This window comes from Chryseobacterium sp. IHB B 17019, from assembly GCF_001456155.1.
Taxonomy (GTDB): Bacteria; Bacteroidota; Bacteroidia; order Flavobacteriales; family Weeksellaceae; genus Chryseobacterium.
Map to the genome: position 1 here is coordinate 1146372 of NZ_CP013293.1, position 15791 is coordinate 1162162.

General features: G+C 35.8%; 14 protein-coding genes. 6 read left to right on the forward strand and 8 right to left on the reverse strand.

The features are described from left to right. Nucleotides 1-252: 252 nt before the first annotated feature. Genes ATE47_RS05230 through ATE47_RS05240 form a run of 3 tightly spaced genes read right to left on the reverse strand, consistent with a single transcriptional unit; the run spans nucleotide 253 to nucleotide 1748 of the window. Entirely contained in the window at nucleotides 253-822 is a 570-nt protein-coding gene (locus tag ATE47_RS05230) for a hypothetical protein (protein ID WP_062160968.1), read from the reverse strand. A gap of 33 nt (nucleotides 823-855) precedes the next feature. After that, nucleotides 856-1260: a hypothetical protein gene (locus tag ATE47_RS05235; RefSeq protein ID WP_062160969.1), complete on the reverse strand. Its 405-nt coding sequence runs from the start codon at nucleotides 1258-1260 to the stop codon at nucleotides 856-858. A gap of 38 nt (nucleotides 1261-1298) precedes the next feature. After that, nucleotides 1299-1748, reverse strand: a complete 450-nt coding sequence (locus ATE47_RS05240) for an SLATT domain-containing protein (protein WP_062160970.1) — start codon at nucleotides 1746-1748, stop codon at nucleotides 1299-1301. A gap of 124 nt (nucleotides 1749-1872) precedes the next feature. On the opposite strand from ATE47_RS05240, the gene ATE47_RS05245 reads away from it, so the two are divergent. Together ATE47_RS05245 and ATE47_RS05250 are read left to right on the forward strand one after the other, a co-directional pair. Continuing rightward, nucleotides 1873-4407, forward strand: a complete 2535-nt coding sequence (locus ATE47_RS05245) for a phosphoenolpyruvate carboxylase (protein ID WP_062160971.1) — start codon at nucleotides 1873-1875, stop codon at nucleotides 4405-4407. A 39-nt stretch (nucleotides 4408-4446) separates the two neighbouring features. After that, nucleotides 4447-5157, forward strand: coding sequence for a hypothetical protein (locus ATE47_RS05250; protein WP_228376322.1), 711 nt, complete (start codon nucleotides 4447-4449; stop codon nucleotides 5155-5157). A gap of 34 nt (nucleotides 5158-5191) precedes the next feature. Here the strand turns inward: ATE47_RS05250 and ATE47_RS05255 are convergent, their stop codons facing one another. Next, nucleotides 5192-6802, reverse strand: a complete 1611-nt coding sequence (locus ATE47_RS05255) for a S8/S53 family peptidase (RefSeq protein ID WP_062160972.1) — start codon at nucleotides 6800-6802, stop codon at nucleotides 5192-5194. A gap of 86 nt (nucleotides 6803-6888) precedes the next feature. Here ATE47_RS05255 and ATE47_RS05260 point away from each other — a divergent pair, with 86 nt between their 5' ends. Genes ATE47_RS05260 through ATE47_RS05275 form a run of 4 tightly spaced genes read left to right on the forward strand, consistent with a single transcriptional unit; the run spans nucleotide 6889 to nucleotide 10184 of the window. Beyond that, a complete protein-coding gene (locus tag ATE47_RS05260) occupies nucleotides 6889-8013 on the forward strand; it encodes a DegT/DnrJ/EryC1/StrS family aminotransferase (RefSeq protein ID WP_062160973.1) in 1125 nt (374 codons plus the stop codon). A gap of 53 nt (nucleotides 8014-8066) precedes the next feature. Then, nucleotides 8067-8657 carry a hypothetical protein gene (locus tag ATE47_RS05265; RefSeq protein ID WP_062160974.1) on the forward strand — a complete coding sequence of 197 codons (591 nt, stop codon included), beginning with the start codon at nucleotides 8067-8069 and terminating at the stop codon, nucleotides 8655-8657. Between the two features lie 20 nt (nucleotides 8658-8677). After that, nucleotides 8678-9700 carry a UDP-glucose 4-epimerase GalE gene (galE, locus tag ATE47_RS05270; RefSeq protein WP_062163457.1) on the forward strand — a complete coding sequence of 341 codons (1023 nt, stop codon included), beginning with the start codon at nucleotides 8678-8680 and terminating at the stop codon, nucleotides 9698-9700. Between the two features lie 31 nt (nucleotides 9701-9731). Further along, nucleotides 9732-10184, forward strand: a complete 453-nt coding sequence (locus ATE47_RS05275; RefSeq protein ID WP_062160975.1) for an adenylyltransferase/cytidyltransferase family protein — start codon at nucleotides 9732-9734, stop codon at nucleotides 10182-10184. A 48-nt stretch (nucleotides 10185-10232) separates the two neighbouring features. Here the strand turns inward: ATE47_RS05275 and ATE47_RS05280 are convergent, their stop codons facing one another. The 4 genes from ATE47_RS05280 to ATE47_RS05295 form a co-directional block, all read right to left on the reverse strand. Further along, nucleotides 10233-12797 (reverse strand): TonB-dependent receptor domain-containing protein, encoded by a 2565-nt coding sequence (locus ATE47_RS05280; RefSeq protein ID WP_062160976.1) that lies wholly within the window; start codon nucleotides 12795-12797, stop codon nucleotides 10233-10235. 169 nt (nucleotides 12798-12966) lie between these two features. Then, the gene (gene mltG / locus ATE47_RS05285) at nucleotides 12967-13992 is read right to left on the reverse strand and encodes an endolytic transglycosylase MltG (protein ID WP_062160977.1); all 1026 of its coding nucleotides are present in this window, start codon (nucleotides 13990-13992) and stop codon (nucleotides 12967-12969) included. Nucleotides 13993-14002: 10 nt separating this feature from the next. After that, nucleotides 14003-14785 carry a diaminopimelate epimerase gene (gene dapF / locus ATE47_RS05290; RefSeq protein ID WP_062160978.1) on the reverse strand — a complete coding sequence of 261 codons (783 nt, stop codon included), beginning with the start codon at nucleotides 14783-14785 and terminating at the stop codon, nucleotides 14003-14005. Nucleotides 14786-15096: 311 nt separating this feature from the next. After that, nucleotides 15097-15786 carry a hypothetical protein gene (locus ATE47_RS05295; RefSeq protein WP_062160979.1) on the reverse strand — a complete coding sequence of 230 codons (690 nt, stop codon included), beginning with the start codon at nucleotides 15784-15786 and terminating at the stop codon, nucleotides 15097-15099. Between the last annotated feature and the right edge of the window lie 5 nt (nucleotides 15787-15791).

A 15791-nucleotide genomic window follows, 5' to 3' on the forward strand; every position in this document is an offset into this window, starting at 1 on the left:
TTAAATTTATTTTAAGCCAAATTTAAGCATTGCTGAACGAAAATTGAGTTAATAAAGTTTTAAAATTATGATGATTGGGTTTTATGAAAACTATTGGAATTAAACCTTATGTATAAATTTGTCATTCTGAAAGTAGCGGAACAGAATGAAGAATCTAACCTTATTTGACTTAATTCAGATTTAATAATGCAAATTCTTTAATAGAGATTCTTCTTTCGTCAGAATGACAATGTGGGAAAATCATTCGTGATATTAGTGTTTTAAAGATACTTTCAATTTCCCAGTTTTCCTGTCAATTGTAATTAAAAAATATTCTTTCACTTCAGAACTATTTTTAATTTTTGAAAGATATAATGAAATATGTTTGTCTTCAATTTTATATGAACTGCTCATTGTACTGGTCGCATCGACCGTATAGCCATAGGTGTTTGCAGTTAAAATCGCTTCAGGAAGATTATCTACAAACCCTATAAAATCTCTCAATTGCTGTTCATTCGAGAAATATCTGGAACGGCTGTTTTCACAGGCAATAAGGTAGGAAAAGCAATCTTCTCCCAAACATTTTTGAAAAAAACCTTTCTCCGGAGCCGGATCATTGATCGTCATATATTGTGGCGACTGACTTTCGTAGATGATGGCTTTGTCAGGATCGGGATTGTTTCGTAGAACCGACCAATATTCATATTTTTTGTCGGGAATAATAAAAGGGTAGAGCAGTTCCGGATTGTCCAGGATTTCCGGGATTTTTTTGAAATCGGCAGGAACAGTTTGGGAAAGTAATAAACCGGGCAACAGGACAGCAATAATAGAAACAAGTTTCATAATTTATTCAATAGAATTTCAAACTAGCTATTTTTATTCCAATACAATTTTATAGTAGCCTTGTTCGTCTGTTACATCGATACCGACCCCTGTAAATGTTAATTTATTGATCTGGTAACCATCGCAACCCGCATTAAATTTTGAAGAGTGAATTGAAAAATCAAAAACTTTAACATTAGAATAAAAAGTATAATTTTTCACCCCATCATATTCGCCCACATTTTCCAGAATGACCTTATCATCGGATGTTGTGGTCAGTGGAATGCTTGACTGATTTTCATCTTTGATTGTGAAAGTAGTAAGTGTTCCGTTGGTAATCAGGTTTTCATCATCAACATTCACGAATTCAAAAGCGATTGGTTGGGGTTTATTGTAGCAGTCGTCACCGCATGCTGTGAAAAGAAAGGTAAGTAAAAGGAATAGAAATATGTTTTTCATGATGGATTAATTTGGTGAAATGTAAAATTAGATAAAATTTATTTTTTAACCTCATTTGTGTTATCATTATCTGTACTAATTAAGTCTCTCGCATAAGAAGTAGCCTTTTGATATTTCACTAAAAATGTTGCTTTAAATTCATCACTAATTTCTCCCTCTTTCATAAATTCATATACCATTTCAGCTCTGATAGCTCTAAGTTCAAATAAAACGAGTTTATAAGTATTTTTCTTATTGTCAACCTGAAATAAAGTGTCAAATGCAGTTACAGCAGTAGTAATAGCACCTAAAATTAAAGTGGCTTTAGCCACACTGTCATCATTGATTTCAGATAATCCGGCCAAAACGGTAATTGTTCCTGCAAAAAGAATTTGAATAATCCGGATAAAATAAAACAGCCAAACATAGTAATCTGCCTTTCTTTCAATTCTGTTAATTTCCTTTTGTATCTGTAGATAAAAAAGATCAGTAATAGAGTCTTCTTTCATGGTATAAGTAGTTTTTTATAAAATTAGAATTAAATTCCCAGAGTATATTAAAATATTTTATTATTAATTTATTTTTAAACTAAACATCATTTGAATTCAAACCAAAATCCCCTACATTTGTTATATGATACACGACCAACGCGCAGAAAAATTCAGGCAGATCGTGGAGAATAAGTTCCAGATCTACAATTCATTGTTTATGAGCCTGCCTTATGATAAAATGACGAATATCGGGATGCTGCTCCCGTTTCTTGGGGAAGAAAGTAAAGTCGGTTACGAAGCCGGAAAAACGCCCGAAGAAATCATTGAAGAATTCTTTAAAAACCATACCGATCTGCAGACCGAGGAACAGAAGCTCGAACTGCTTTTTAAAATCATACAATATATTGAAAGACAGGTTGTTTTGTTCGACAGTATTGAAGATGCTGCATTCCCAAACCTTCATTCTGAAAGTGACAACGGAACGGTTACCAATATGTTTGAACGTTCCCTGCAAGACCATAAACTCGAGAAAGTTCGTGAAAAACTGAAAGATTTTACAGTAAAAGTGGTTTTTACAGCACACCCGACGCAGTTTTATCCGAGTTCTGTCCAGAGAATTATCCATGATTTGAGAAGTGCAATCACAACAGATTCTATCACAAATATTGATATGCTGTTGCAGCAGTTAGGAAAAACACCGTTTGTCAACAAAGAAAAACCAACTCCCATTGATGAGGCGTTAAGTATCATTTCTTACCTTAGAAATGTTTATTACGATTCGATTGGTGAACTGTTCACGAAAATAAAAAGAACATTTGGAAACGGGAATTTTCATTTGCACGAAGATCTTATCCAGCTCGGTTTCTGGCCGGGTGGTGACAGGGACGGAAATCCTTTTGTAACGGCTGATGTGACGAAAAGAGTGGCGGAAGAACTTCGTTCCGCGATTTTGAAATCTTATTACAGCCATTTGAAATTTGTCAGAAGAAGACTAAGTTTCAGGGGTGTTGCCGAGGCTTTAAATGCTTTGAGCGATGAGCTGTATTCTTCGATTTTCAACGGAAAGAAAATTACAGTTGAAGATATTCTAAAAAGAGCCGATGAAGCGGAAAAAATTCTTGTCGAGCAACATAATTCCTTATTCCTTGATCTGCTGGTGAATTTTAAAGATCGTGTGAAGATTTTCGGGACTCATTTTGCCACATTGGATATCCGGCAGGACAGCAGGATTCATCAGAAAGTTGTTGATGAGGTTTTTGTTAAAATCTGCGGAAATGTTGAAGCAACTTACGAGGATAAGTTTAATAAATTAATTCAAATCACAAACAAGGTTAATGCCGATGAATTTGAAGATATAGTTAAAGATACATTATTGACGGTTTCCCAGGTTTCAGAAATTCAGGAATTGAATGGTTTGAGAGGAATGAACCGTTACATTATTTCCAATTCCGATGCGGTGAAAGACGTGATGAATGTGTATGCATTTTTCAAGGTTTGCGGATATAAGGATGAAGAAATTAATATGGATATTGTTCCGCTTTTTGAGACGATGGAAGGCCTTGCTAATGCTGAAAATGTGATGAATGCATTGTACCAGAACCCGATTTACAAAAAACATTTGGAAAGAAGAGGAAACCAACAGACAATTATGCTTGGTTTTTCGGACGGGACAAAAGACGGCGGTTACCTGAAAGCCAACTGGGAAATTTATAAAGCCAAAGAACTTTTAACCCAACTTTCCATACAAAACGGAATTAAAGTAATCTTTTTCGATGGTCGGGGCGGACCTCCCGCAAGAGGTGGCGGAAAAACCCACGATTTCTATGCTTCACAGGGAAGAACGATTGCTAATAATAAAATTGAGTTAACTATTCAGGGACAGACGATTACAAGTATTTTCGGGAATAAGGAGCAGGCAAAATACAACTTCGAACAGCTTTTGACGGCCGGAGTTGAGAACGATGTTTTCAAAAATTCTAAAAAAGATTTAACGGAAAAAGAAAGAGCTTTAATTATTGAATTAGCCGAAATAAGCTATCAAAAATATTCAGATTTAAAGGCTCATCCGATGTTTGTTCCTTACCTTCAGGAGATGAGCACATTGGAATATTACGGAAAAACCAATATCGGAAGCCGACCATCGAAAAGAGGGGACGGAAACGAATTAAAATTTGAGGATTTAAGGGCAATTCCGTTTGTTGGTTCATGGTCTCAATTGAAGCAAAATGTTCCGGGATTCTTCGGTTTTGGTTTTGCGATGCAGAAAATGAAAGAAGAAGGAAGGTTTGATGAGGTAAGGGAATTATACAAAGGCTCGGATTTCTTTAAAACGCTGGTTCTGAACTCGATGATGAGTATGAATAAATCTTATTTTCCATTGACTTATTACATTAAAAATAATCCAAAATTCGGGGCTTTCTGGGATGTTCTATTCGATGAATATCAGCTTTCTAAAGATATTATGCTGGAATTGACGGGCTTTACCATGCTTCAGCAAGAAGATCCGCTATCAAGAAAATCGGTGAAAATCCGTGAGAGAATTGTACTTCCGCTGTTGAGTATTCAGCAATATGCTTTAATGAAAATTCAAAAAGGAGAAGGAAATAAGGAAGCCTATGAAAAGCTAGTGACGCGTTCTTTGTTTGGAAATATTAATGCGAGTAGAAATTCAGCTTAAAATTTTACTATGAAAAACTTTTTATGTGTAATATCTTTAATGTCTTTACTCATTAGCTGTAAAAAAGAATCAAAGCCAGATCCTACGCCCGAGGCTAAAAATGAAGGTTTATCTGTTGTAAAAGCAGTTCAGGATCATGTTGAGATTTCGCATCATAAAAAGCCGTCGGATTTTTTGCCGAAAGGATTTGTACTTTTTAAAGAAATTCAAGGCGACTTAAACAATGATGGATTGAAAGATTGTATCCTGATTATCAAAGGAACGGAAAAAGACAAAGTAATCAACGATGAATACAGCGGAAAGCTGGACCGGAACCGTCGCGGAATAATTGTTTTATTTAAAACTAAAAATGACGATTATGAATCAATAGTTGAAAATAAAGACTGTTTTTCCTCTGAAAATGAAGACGGCGGCGTGTATTTTGCTCCCGAACTTGATGTTTATATTGAAGAAAATAAGCTCTATGTGCATTATGCCCACGGCAGATACGGTTACTGGACGTATACTTTTAAATATGCAAATTCTGATTTCCAATTGATTGGCTATGACTCAAGTGAAAATACCGGACCGGTAGTGAGCCGTGAAACGAGTATTAACTTTTTAACAGGAAAAAAACAGGAAAAAGTCAATACAAATACCGATGCGGAAAGTGGTGATGAGGTTTTCAAAGAAACATGGAGCAAAGTTTCATCTAGGAAGCCCACTTTACTTTCTGAAATTAAAGATTTTGACGAGCTCGATCTCTCATAAAAAATAAAGCCTCTCGATTGAGAGGCTTTTCAATTTATTCTTTAATGAATTTTTCGTAATACATTTTATTATCTTTCGTCTGAATTTTCAGGTAATAGACTCCTTTTGCAAAATCTTCAACCTTTACAGATTTTTGATTGTTAACTTTTGTAATTAATCTTCCCAAATTATCATAGATTTCCATAGAAAGAATTTCGTTTTCAGAAGCAATATTCAGAATATTTTTAACAGGATTAGGAAAAATCACCAACTGGTCCTTTTTTACTAAATCTGATGTATTCAAAACATTATTATAAAACTTTCCGAAATTCAGGATTCCAAAACCCATTTGATCGGTGTGAGCAGGATAGAGCGATGCCGTTTCTCTTAATCGATTTCTCATTTGATCCCGGTTCATCGTGGAAAAAGCCTGGATAAGACATGCAATTCCTCCTGCAGCTACGGGTGTTGCAATGGAAGTTCCGCTTACGGCAGTTGTAGAATTATTCATTACCGTTGTGGTTAAAGTTCCTCTTGCGCTTGCATCCGGCTTTACTACACCTGCTGAATTGGGTCCGTAAGATGAAAAGTTAGAAGAAGCTCCCGCCGAATCTACCGAACCTATCGTGAAAACTTTAGCATTATCAGCCGGAGTCAAAATGTAATGCCAAGGCTGTACTCCTGAGTTTCCAGCTGCAAAATTCACAAAAATTCCTTTATTGGTGGCAATTTCGGCTGCTCTCGCAATAAAAGAGGTTGTTCCGTTCAAATTAGCGTAAGTGTAATTGTATTTCGGATCATCAAAAGTAGCGTAACCAAGCGATGTCGTGATTAAATCAACGCCTTTTCTGTCGGCCTCTTCGGCTGCTTCAATCCAGTATAATTCTTCTTCGGGAATTTCTGCGGTGGCATTTTCACTTCGGTATAAATAAAAATCCGCATCCGGCGCAGATCCTACAAATGTATTTTGGATATAACCTCCGATTGCCCCCAAAACTACGGTTCCGTGATTGTTAAGTGTAGAATTATAAATATTGTTCGTTTTGGTCACAAAATCATAACCTCCCTTAATGTGATTATTCGTCCACAATCTTGAGAAGGCAGAACCTGTATCTACTGTCGGAAATCCCGTATCAATCACTGCAATTGTCACGCCTGTCCCGGTATAACCTGCAAGATGAAGCGGACGAAGATTGATCTGGTCGATCTGTTCAGAGCCTGAGCCGTAATCAAATACGGTTAAGTTTTTATTCGTTGAGCTTGTGAAATCATCCCATTTGTTTACATTTTGAGTTTTGGGAACAGTGGAAGAATTTTTAGCAAAACTTTCAACCGATTGTACATAAGTCTGAGCCTGAATTGTCGCTACCTGAGCCGGAGTCGCGTTAACGGCAACACCATTCAGCCATTTTGAATAATCCGTAACAGTGAAGCCCAGTGTTTGGATATTTTGGATGTATGACTGCTCGATAGGTGCATCCTGATCATTAAGGGCAATTCCCAATGCAATACGGCGGTTGAGGGATTTCTGTGACAGTTCGGACAACGGATTTGCGTAAAATGCGGCCTTGTTTGGTTTGTCTTTAAAATAAACAAAAACAAGCGAAGTCTGAGAAAAAACAGACGAGTAACCTGCTAACAGACAAAAGAGTAAAATTTTTTTCATGTATTTATTTTGTATAAAGATAAAACAAAATCAATAAAATTTTTGATAGGATTTTAAATTCCTTATTTTTACAGAAATATTTGTTTATGAAAAAAATTCAGATGGTTGACTTACAAAGTCAGTATTACAAAATAAAGAACGATGTAGATAATGCAGTTTTAAATGTAATGGATTCGGCGGCTTTTATCAATGGCCCTGAGGTAAAGTCTTTCCAGAATGAATTGGAATCTTATTTGGAAGTAAAAAACGTTATTCCTTGTGCAAACGGAACAGATGCGCTTCAAATTGCGTTGATGGCTCTGGATCTGCAGGAAGGTGACGAGATTATCACGGCAGATTTTACTTTTGCCGCTACGGTAGAGGTTATTCATTTATTAAAATTAAAATCTGTTTTGGTAGATGTGGATTACGATACATTTACGATTTCAACAGAAGCGATTAAAAAAGCGATCACTCCAAAAACAAAAGCAATTATTCCGGTACATATTTTCGGGCAATGTGCTGATATGGAGGAAATTTTAAAGATTGCGAAAGAACATAATTTATACGTAATCGAAGACAATGCCCAAGCGATCGGTTCAGAATATACGTTCTCTGACGGTACTGTAAAAGCAGCGGGGACAATGGGAACTATAGGGACTACTTCATTTTTCCCTTCTAAAAACTTAGGCTGTTATGGTGATGGTGGTGCAATTTACACGAATGATGATGAAGTGGCCCACCGTTTAAGAGGAATCGTAAACCACGGAATGTACGAAAGATATTACCATGACGAGGTAGGAGTAAACTCGAGATTAGACAGTGTTCAGGCGGCAGTTTTAAGAAAAAAACTTCCACATCTTGATACTTACAATGAAGCAAGAAAAAGGGCCGCAGATTACTACGATGAAGCTTTTGCCGGGCACGAAAATATTTTAACTCCAAAAAGAGCGGAAAATTCTACCCATGTTTTTCATCAGTATACCTTGAGAATCCTGAATGGAAAACGTAATGAACTGCAGAAATTCTTAACAGAAAAAGAGATACCTGCCATGATCTATTATCCTGTAGCTTTAAGAAAACAAAAAGCATATTACCAGGAAAGTAACGATGCGGATTTCGTGAATACAGATAAGCTTCTGGATCAGGTAATTTCTCTTCCGATGCACACGGAACTGGATGATGAGCAGCTGAAGTATATTACGGATGCTGTGCTGGAGTTTATGGGGTAAGACTTTGTCAAAGTTCTAAATCTTTGACAAAGTTTAGATAAAACGAGAATTGGATGAGAATAAGAGAAAGCCATTTAGAACCCGATAGATTCTATCACATTTTCAATCGTGGGATAAATTCTAAATTGACTTTTTTAAATAATGAAAATTTTAATTTCTTTCTGAGAAAAACTAAAGTTTATATTTTACCTTATTTTGATATCTATGCATATTGTTTAATGCCAAATCATTTTCATTTTATTCTGAAAGTAAAATCAGATATTGAACTTCCTGAGGATTTTAAGAAAACTGGCTTACATTCTGAGGCATGTTTCTTCAGTAAAGCAATAAGTAAATTAATAAGCAGCTACACTCAGTCTTTTAATAAAGTTTATCAGAGAAGCGGACCGGTTTTTGAATCTCCGTTCAAAAGAATACCTATTAATTCGGAAGAATATCTTAGAAACTTAATTATTTATATTCATCAAAATCCAGATAATTTTCATCAATATAAATTTTCATCATATCTTGCAATGATTTCTGATTCTAAAACAAACATCCAGCGTGAGAAAGTAATAGAATTGTTTGATGATCCTATAAATTTTGTTGAATGTCATCAAAATAAAGATTTAAACATAAACTTTGTCAAAGATTTAGAACTTTGACAAAGTCCAAAAAAATTAAAATGGCAATACTCGTAACAGGAGGTCTTGGATATATCGGTTCGCACACGGTTGTGGAGCTTTTAAATAACAATTTTGAAGTTGTTATTGTAGATGATTTATCCAATTCCGAAAGGTTTATTTTAAAAAATATTGAAGAAATTACGGGTAAAAAACCTGTTTTTTATCCTTTTGATTTAAAAAGGAGAGAGCTTCTGACGCAGGTTTTTGATGCTCATGAGATTGATGGCTGTATCAATTTTGCGGCCTCGAAAGCGGTTGGTGAAAGTCAGTTGATACCGGTGGATTATTATGAAAATAATTTATTTTCTTTAATTAATATTTTACAGGAGTTTAAAGAAAGAGGAATTTCAAATTTCATTTTCAGTTCATCCTGTACGGTTTACGGGCAGGCAGATACAATGCCTATTGACGAAAATACACCACTGAAAATGCCCGAAAGTGTTTACGGAAAGACGAAACAAATGGGTGAGGAGATTTTAGCTGATTTTGCAAAAGCTTATCGCCGAAAAATTTCGTTGTTGAGATATTTTAATCCCATTGGAGCGCATCCATCAGGGAAAATAGGGGAATTGCCGATTGGGATTCCGAATAATTTAGTACCTTACGTTATGCAAACTGCTGCCGGAATTCGTGAAAAATTGAATATTTGGGGGAACGACTACCCAACGGAAGACGGAACTGCGGTGCGTGATTATATTTACGTTGTTGATCTTGCAAAAGCGCACGTTGCTGCTCTGAAAAGATTAATGAATGACCAATCCGGGGAGGCTGTAATTGATATTTTCAACCTCGGAACAGGAAAAGGATCTTCGGTGCTGGAAGTTGTAAAGGCTTTTGAAATAGCAAATAATGTGGAGGTTCCTTACCAGATTTGCGACAGAAGGGAAGGAGATATTACCGTTGCCTATGCCAATGTGGATAAAGCAGAAAAAGAACTTGGCTGGAAGTCGGAAACTCCTTTGGAAGAGGCTTTGAGGACGGTTTGGGAATGGCAGAAATATCTGGGAACAAGAAATGTTTAAAAATTAAGTTTAAAAAAAGAAATTTATTTATATGAAAACACAAAGAATTGGCATTACGTTTTCGTCGTTTGACTTACTTCATGCCGGTCACATTAAAATGCTTGAAGAAGCAAAAACGGTTTGTGACTATCTTATCGTTGGCTTGCAGATTGATCCCTCTCATGATCGGCCAAACAAGAATAGACCCACGCAGACCATTGTAGAAAGATATATTCAGCTGAAGGCAGTGAATGCTGTTGATGAGATTATTCCTTACTATACGGAAGAAGATCTTCTGGATATTTTAAAGTCTTTTGTAATTGATGTAAGAATCATCGGTGATGATTACCTGGACAGAGATTTTACAGGGAAAAAATATTGCGAAGAGAAAGGTATTGAGATCTTTTACAATAAAAGAGACCACAGGTTTTCCTCCAGTGACCTGAGAAGAAGAATTTATGAAGCTGAAATGGAAAAAATTTCAAGAACTGAAACCATAAAATAAAAAAATCCCGAAAGTAATTTCGGGATTTTTGTTTTATATAAGTTTAGATTACATCGGGCCTTGCTCATCTCCGCCGGCATCATTGGCATTGATGTCTTTTTTCTTCTTAGGCTGCTCGATTTTCTCTCCTTGCTTGAATCTGTAAGTGAATGACAGTGCAAATTGTCTTGGCTGCCACTGCATATAAGAATCTCTTACACTGTTTGCGGTATAAGTGGTGGATCTCATTGCTCTCGTATTGAAGATATCTTGGATGTTGAAAGAAATGGTAGCGTTTCCGTTCCAGATGGTTTTTGAAGCCCCGAAATTGATAGCGTACATGTCTTTTCTATCCTGATATGCTGTTTTCTGGCCTCCTCTGTAGAAACCCTGAAACTGGAAATTCAATGTTTTATCCACTTTTACGGTAGTGGTAAGTCTTGCTCTTGTTGAGAAACCTTTTCCTTCAAAATTAGCCACAGCCTGAATTGGGTTTCCTAAGTGATCATAAGTATCATAGACAGTACTTCCTTTTGTATTATATCCGAATAAATCCACGTTTCCGAGGAATTTCAGCCAGCTTGTTGCATCCCAGTTAAAATTCAAATCTAATCCGTAACGGTCATCAGTACCAAGATTAATTGGTTTTGTATGAGATTCTACAACTTTCGGAATTAAAATATTTCCATTTTCATCCTCAGCTAATTTATTATATACAAGCATTTTTGTATCATCAGTCTGATGTCTGTAGTATAGTGTCGGGTTTATCGTGAATTTCTTTTTGGAAATACTGTAACCGAATTCATAAGAATCAACATATGAAGGGTTCAGATCAATATTACCATCGAAGATATTCTGGTTATCATTATAATTCGGATTCGGAATCATAAAGAATGATCTTGGACGGTCTATTCTTCTTGTATAATTTAATAAAAACTGATTGTCTTTAGCAATTTCATAGCTTAAATAAACACTAGGGAACAAATTATTGTAATTTTTCGTAGTGTTGATCGCTGGTTTGTTCGCAACTAAGTTTTTATAGAATATGTCAACATTGGAAAGTTCATCTCTCAATCCTAGCTGATAACCAAGTCTTCCGATCTTGCTTTTAAACTGTAAATAAAAAGCATTAAAGGTTTCTTTATAATTAGCATCGTAAGTATACAACGGTAAAAAGGATAAATCAGGAGCCGCAAGTGTACTTTGCTGTACATCATTGCTGTAGTCGTTATTATTAATATCGAGTCTGTAGCCCGCTTCAAGCTTAGAGTTTTCACCAATAGGTAATTCGTAGTCAGCTTTGGCAATTACAGATCTATTAATTGTATTTTGATTAACAATATTCTGTAATTCGAATGCACCGTTACGGGTTTGATTAATATCCGTATCATTGTAAGACCTGTTTCTTTGTAAGCTTAATGATAATGACAAGTTCTGCCCTTTATCATTAAACTTATGATCTAATCCAAAATCACCCTGAAAAGCCAGGTTGTTATTGCTTCCTAATGTTACCCTTTTCGACGTACTATTCGGATCTTTAAAATATGTATAGTAATAATCAATATTTCCTATATTTTCACTGTCAAATGTTCTTACGGTTCCCGATGCGTTTACAGAAGTTTTGTCTGTAATGTCATATACGATTCCGGCAGAAGCATTGTAGTTGTTGCTTTTATTTTTGTTTTCAGAATCTGTATTCCTTTGTACCAAATCATCATCCAGTACTGCATTGTTGAAATAATCATCATTTCGGTTTGTGCTTTTGGATTCTCTATATCCGCCGCCGCCATTCAGAAACCAGGTAAGATTACCTTTTCTCCAGCTAAGGTTTGTATTTAAATTAGTTTGTGGCAGATATCCTACAGTTCCCGTGACACTTCCATTAAAGCCTGTTTTCTTGCTCTTCTTTAAAATGATATTCAGAATACCTGCCGTTCCACTAGCCTCAAATTTTGAAGAAGGGTTGGTAATCACCTCAATTCTCTCAATCTGGTCTGCCGGAATACTTTGCAAAGCATTGGCTCCGTCATCAATTCCCAGGAGGGCAGAAGGTTTTCCGTTGATCAAAAACTTTACATTAGAGCTTCCCCTCATGGAAACCGTACCGTCTGTATCCACAGAAACCGAAGGCACATTAGCAAGAACATCCTGAAGATTTCCCCCCTTACTTACAATATCCTGAGACGGGTCATACGTTCTTTTATCTAATTCTACTTTATATGGTTTTGTAGACTGAGCAGTAATTGTCACCCCTTGAATTTCATTGGTTTTCAGGTTGGTAGCAGTTGCTTCAGGCTCAATTGATAAAGCTCCAATGTTTCCAGCTGCAGTAATCTGCTTGGTAAGCGTACTTTTTTTGTAATCGATTGCCTCCACGCTTACATCGTAATTTCCGGGAGCCAGCTGAAGGGTATATTGTCCTTTTTCATCGGTAAGGGCAGCATCGCTGAATAATTTGTTTGCTTTATTACTGAACGTAACAGAAGCATAAGGGACAGGCTGGTTGTTTTTATTGACAACCGACCCGGAAATACCTACCTTTTCCTGCGCAAAGGCCAATGCCGCTGCCGAAAGTACAAAAGTAAGCCCTAAGGTTTTTTTTGTAAAAATGTTAATGATTTCCGTCTGATTCATAAGGTATCTTTTAATGTAAAATCGTGAAAGATTTTTCTTAATATTGTGAAATTGTTAATCAGGTTAATTTCAAAATATTAAGGTTAGTTTATTATTTGTAAATGTATATGTCGCTTTAAAAAGCTAAATGTTAATTATTAAATTGTTAAAATAAAGTTAAATTTATTTTCTATTTTATATTCTTAGAATTCAGCCAGTCCTGATATGCTTTTGCGTTGATGGCATGCTGCTCGGCACTTGCTGTGAATTTATGATAACCAAATCTCGCGGGATCGGCACACATGAAGATATAATCATTCTTTTCGGCATTCAAAACGGCGTCTACAGAATTCTTATCTACAATACAGATCGGTCCTGGAGGAATTCCTGGATTGGCGTAAGTATTATATGGAGAAGGTGTCGTCAAATGCTTGTACAACACTCTTTTAATGGATTCTTTAAAATTTGTCTGCTTGTTGATCGCATAAATTACGGTAGGGTCAGACTGCAGTTTCATGCCTTTTCTGTAACGGTTCAGGTATAATCCGGCAATCGTTCTCATTTCATCTTTTTTTCCTCCGGATTCTTTATAAACGATGGAAGCAAGAGCATAGATCTGATCTCTCGTTAAGCCGGATTGTTGTTCTTCCGCCTTTCTTTCGCTGTTCCAGAATGTATTGTATTGATCATCAAATTTTTTAAAAAACTCTTTTGGAGTTACCGTCCAGAAAAAATTATAAGTATCAATAAAGAAATATTTTTTGAGGTCTTCTGCGTTCTTATAGCCCTTTTCAGCAGCTATTGTATTCAGGTCTTTTATAAATTGCAGAGAATCAAGCTCTGTTTTTTTGGTTACTTTGCCAACCATCTGATAAATATCCCCAAAATCACCGATTCTGAAGCTGTTTTCCGTCTGATTTCCTGCTTTAATCATGTTCACCAAGTTGGAGTTTCCCATACCTTTCTGAAAATGATAACGGCCGGCCTTGAAATATTTATCAAGTTCTTTTTCTTTTGCCACGGATTCGAAAGATTCTTTATTGTCAACATATTTTGCCGCAGAATCAAGGATTTGCTTAAAATTCGCTTCATGAGGAATCAGAACATATCCTTCTTTTTCGATATTATTTCCGAAGTATTTATTATAAAATCTCAGACCAAAAAATCCGCCTACTACAAAAATCAGGAGGATGATTATCAGAACAGTTTTTTTCATTTAATGTTGATTAAAAGTTTGTTTTTAAAATTAAATCGATCTTACCTTTAAAAACCTGTTTAGCAGGACCTTCCAACCAGATATTCTGGAAAGAATTTCCGTTTTTTTCAGCATATACTTTAAGATTTCCACCTAAAGTCTTAACTTTTACTGAAATTAGATTATTATTTTGCAGAAAAGTTAAAGCCGAAGCCGTAACTCCTGTTCCGCAGCTAAAAGTTTCATCCTCAACGCCTCGTTCATAGGTTCTTACGAAAATCTCATCATCCGTAATTTTTTCCACAAAGTTCACATTGATTCCTTTTTCTTTATAATTTTCAGAATTCCTGATGCCGTTTCCTTCTGCAAAAACGTTGTAATTCACCAAGTCTTCAACATATTTTACATAATGAGGTGACCCAGTGTTCATTACAGTGTCTTCTCCATCGTTGGAAATGGTTTCTACATTGATCATTTTCAATTTGACGATTCCGTTGTGGATTTCCGCTTCATGTTCGCCGTCAATGGCTATGAACTTGCATTTATCTTCAAAAATATCAAGGAAAAAAGCAAAGGCAACCAGGCATCTTCCGCCGTTTCCACACATCGTGCTTTCCCCGCCGTCGGAATTGTAGTATACCATTTTAAAATCGTACTGATCGTCATTTTCCAATAAAATAAGACCGTCTGCCCCGATTCCGAAACGTCTGTCACACAATTTTTCGATGATATTTTTATCTTTTGGAAACTGGAGATCACGGTTGTCAATCATTACAAAATCGTTTCCCGTACCTTGATATTTATAAAATTCCATATTAAATTTGATCTAATATTTTTTTGTTTAAGCCTTATTTTAACCACAAAAGTCACAAAAGATTAGGATAATGTTTTCTAAGTTTATTCTGAGTTTTAATAAGCAAACATAAGTTTAAAAAAATCTTTCATTTTTATTCTTTTACAAGCTTCTAATTTCAAATAATAAATTTTTAATAACCCAAAATTTTTGTCTCTTTTGTGGTTAAATTTTCACACAAAATTTTGCATAAAAATCGAACACGCAAAATTACTATAATTAAAACAAAAAACGAACAGTGTTAGCTGTTCGTTCTCTTATTTATAATCGTTTTATCTAAATCCGCCTCCGCTTCGGTTTGAATTATTATTCTGGGAAGAGGAGTTGCTTGATCCTGAACTGTTTCTGAATCCTCCGCTGTTGGAATTAGAGTTGCTGTTTCCAGAAGAATTATTCCTGAACCCGCTGTTGTTCGAATTAGTGTTCGAGTTGCTATTCGATGAGCTGTTCCTGAATCCTCCCGAATTACTGTTGGAGCTGCTATTATTCGAATTATTTCTGAATCCTCCGCTGTTATTCTGCGGTTTTTGTGTATTCTGCTGTTGGTTGTTTCTAAAACCGTTGTTTGGTCTCTGGCTGTTGTTTTGGCCATTGTTTTGTCTGAATCCACCATTAGAATTTCCATTCCTGAAACCGCCACTTCTGAAACCATTGTTAGGTCTTTGGGAGGTTGTAGCATTGGATCTTCTTTCGATATACACTTTCCTTCTGGAATTATTATAATTGTAATAATAGTAAGGCACGCCGTTGTCGTAGTAATAATTGACATCATTTCTATAATAATATCCGTCATTACCCCAATATCCGCCGCCACCGTAATATCCCTGAGGCGCATAATAATATCCGTCGTTGTAATAAGGGTCTCCATATCCGCCGCTTGCATAAGGATCTGAATAAACCGCACAAGATGTTAAACTAGCTATAGTGATAACGCTAAACGCTATTTTAAATAAATTTTTCATGACTT

Coding starts and splice junctions, on each gene's coding strand:
- ATE47_RS05230 (WP_062160968.1), bottom strand. CDS start 822: ATGAAACTTGTTTCTATTATTGCTGTCCTGTTGCCCGGTTTATTACTT.
- ATE47_RS05235 (WP_062160969.1), bottom strand. CDS start 1,260: ATGAAAAACATATTTCTATTCCTTTTACTTACCTTTCTTTTCACAGCA.
- ATE47_RS05240 (WP_062160970.1), bottom strand. CDS start 1,748: ATGAAAGAAGACTCTATTACTGATCTTTTTTATCTACAGATACAAAAG.
- ATE47_RS05245 (WP_062160971.1), top strand. CDS start 1,873: ATGATACACGACCAACGCGCAGAAAAATTCAGGCAGATCGTGGAGAAT.
- ATE47_RS05250 (WP_228376322.1), top strand. CDS start 4,447: ATGTCTTTACTCATTAGCTGTAAAAAAGAATCAAAGCCAGATCCTACG.
- ATE47_RS05255 (WP_062160972.1), bottom strand. CDS start 6,802: ATGAAAAAAATTTTACTCTTTTGTCTGTTAGCAGGTTACTCGTCTGTT.
- ATE47_RS05260 (WP_062160973.1), top strand. CDS start 6,889: ATGAAAAAAATTCAGATGGTTGACTTACAAAGTCAGTATTACAAAATA.
- ATE47_RS05265 (WP_062160974.1), top strand. CDS start 8,067: ATGAGAATAAGAGAAAGCCATTTAGAACCCGATAGATTCTATCACATT.
- galE (WP_062163457.1), top strand. CDS start 8,678: ATGGCAATACTCGTAACAGGAGGTCTTGGATATATCGGTTCGCACACG.
- ATE47_RS05275 (WP_062160975.1), top strand. CDS start 9,732: ATGAAAACACAAAGAATTGGCATTACGTTTTCGTCGTTTGACTTACTT.
- ATE47_RS05280 (WP_062160976.1), bottom strand. CDS start 12,797: ATGAATCAGACGGAAATCATTAACATTTTTACAAAAAAAACCTTAGGG.
- mltG (WP_062160977.1), bottom strand. CDS start 13,992: ATGAAAAAAACTGTTCTGATAATCATCCTCCTGATTTTTGTAGTAGGC.
- dapF (WP_062160978.1), bottom strand. CDS start 14,785: ATGGAATTTTATAAATATCAAGGTACGGGAAACGATTTTGTAATGATT.
- ATE47_RS05295 (WP_062160979.1), bottom strand. CDS start 15,786: ATGAAAAATTTATTTAAAATAGCGTTTAGCGTTATCACTATAGCTAGT.